Source organism: Bacillus sp. LR--39 (assembly GCF_053613335.1).
In genome coordinates, this window is the sequence record NZ_JBSIOT010000061.1 from 1 (window position 1) to 1,993 (window position 1,993).

At 45.2% G+C, this 1,993-nt stretch carries 2 protein-coding genes and 1 pseudogene; 2 read left to right on the top strand and 1 reads right to left on the bottom strand.

The annotated features are described in order from the left end of the window. Together srfAD and ACWHAR_RS20240 are read left to right on the top strand one after the other, a co-directional pair. Nucleotides 1–328 (top strand): annotated as a pseudogene (gene srfAD, locus ACWHAR_RS20235) (surfactin biosynthesis thioesterase SrfAD); the annotation flags it as partial. 100 nt (nt 329–428) lie between these two features. Then, complete coding sequence (locus ACWHAR_RS20240) at nt 429–1,655, top strand: MFS transporter (RefSeq protein WP_452087633.1); 1,227 nt, start codon at nt 429–431, stop codon at nt 1,653–1,655. A 14-nt stretch (nt 1,656–1,669) separates the two neighbouring features. Here ACWHAR_RS20240 and ACWHAR_RS20245 read toward each other — a convergent pair. Then, the coding region (locus tag ACWHAR_RS20245) for a YcxB family protein (protein WP_452087634.1) at nt 1,670–1,993 on the bottom strand (324 nt) is incomplete at its 5' end.

Below are 1,993 nucleotides of genomic sequence, written 5' to 3' on the forward strand. Positions count from 1 at the left end.
TCATATTATCCAATTAGGCGGAATGCCCGCAGAGCTTGTTGAAAATAAGGAGGTCATGTCCTTTTTCCTGCCTTCTTTCCGATCAGATTACCGGGCTCTTGAACAATTTGAGCTTTACGATCTGGCCCAGATCCAGTCGCCTGTTCATGTCTTTAACGGGCTTGATGATAAAAAATGCATACGAGATGCGGAAGGCTGGAAGAAGTGGGCAAAAGACATCACATTCCATCAATTTGACGGAGGACACATGTTCCTGCTGTCACAAACGGAAGAAGTCGCAGAACGGATTTTTGCGATCTTGAATCAGCATCCGATCATTCAACCGTGATCAAAAGCGGACAGCTTCGGCTGTTCCACTTTTTTTGTGTTGAATGCCAATTTTTGCATGGTATAATAGTCGAAATACTCAAATAAAGGCAGGTCGAAACATGCGCACGTCTCCCAGGATGAAATGGTTTGTATTGCTGTTTACGTTTGTTTTCGCCATCGGAATGAACTCATTCAGAAATTCCTTTCAATTTTTTATGCTGCCAATGGCGGATGCCTTCCATGCCGACAGGTCGCTGATTTCGGTTTCTGTCAGCATTTTTATGATCACAACCGGCATCGTCCAGTTTTTTGTCGGTTTTTTCATCGACCGTTTCAGTGTCAGAAAAATTATGGCGCTTGGAGCTGTTTGCATCAGCGCAAGCTTTTTGGTGCTTCCTTATTCACCGAATGTTCATGTGTTTTCCGCCATTTACGGTGTGCTTGGCGGAATCGGATACTCCTGTGCGGTCGGCGTGACGACCCAGTATTTCATCAGCCGTTGGTTTGACACACACAAAGGTCTGGCGCTTGCTATTTTGACCAATGCCAACTCTGCGGGCCTGCTGCTTCTCTCACCCATTTGGGCTGCGGCTCCGTATCATGCCGGCTGGCAGAGCACCTATACGATTTTGGGCATCGTCATGGCGGCTGTTCTGCTGCCGCTCCTTGCCTTCGGGATGAAACACCCGCCACATGTGCAAGCGCCATCAGTGAAAAAATCTTATGACTGGCGGGGATTTTGGAACGTGGTAAAGCAGTCTCGTCTCATTCATATTCTGTACTTCGGCGTGTTTACATGCGGATTTACGATGGGAATTATTGATGCTCATCTCGTTCCGATGCTGAAGGATGCACATGTCTCTCATGTCAACGGAATGATGGCCGCGTTCGGGGCGTTTATCATCATTGGCGGATTATTGGCAGGCTGGCTGTCCGATCTCCTCGGCAGCAGAAGCGTCATGCTATCCATCTTATTTTTCATTCGGCTGCTCAGCCTCATTTGCCTGCTCATTCCCATTCTCGGAATTCATCACAGCGACCTTTGGTACTTCGGGTTTATCCTGTTATTCGGGCTCAGTTACACAGGCGTGATCCCGCTGACCGCGGCGTCAATTTCGGAAAGCTATCAAACAGGATTGATCGGATCGCTGTTAGGCATCAATTTCTTTATCCATCAGGTTGCCGGAGCTCTCAGCGTGTATGCGGGCGGTTTGTTTTTTGACATGACTCATGGTTATTTGCTGATTGTCGCTGTGTGCATCGTGTTAGTGGGTTTATCGGCTGTAATAGAGCTGGTGCCGTTTTTAGATAAACAAAAGGCAAAAGAAACCCACCAATCAATATAAAAGGATCAGCACTGTCAATGCTGATCCTTTTTAAATTTGAGTTTTTTTGTTTCGGTATTTTTAAGGATAATCTCCTTGAATCTGTTCATCTCCACTTCGGAATGAAAAAAACGTTTTGGGATCGCAATATATTGGCCACTTGATGTATTGACCCTGAAGATATTTTTATATTCGAAAACAGCTGTGATTTCATCCCAATTGAAAATGAGGTCATATTTTTTAGAACATATACGAATTCCTTCTTGGTTCAGAGTATATGTTCTTTTAGATTTCATCCGTTCGTTCTTCTTGTATGTTCTGGAAAACTTCACATATAGAAGAAGGAGGAGCAGCAGTGT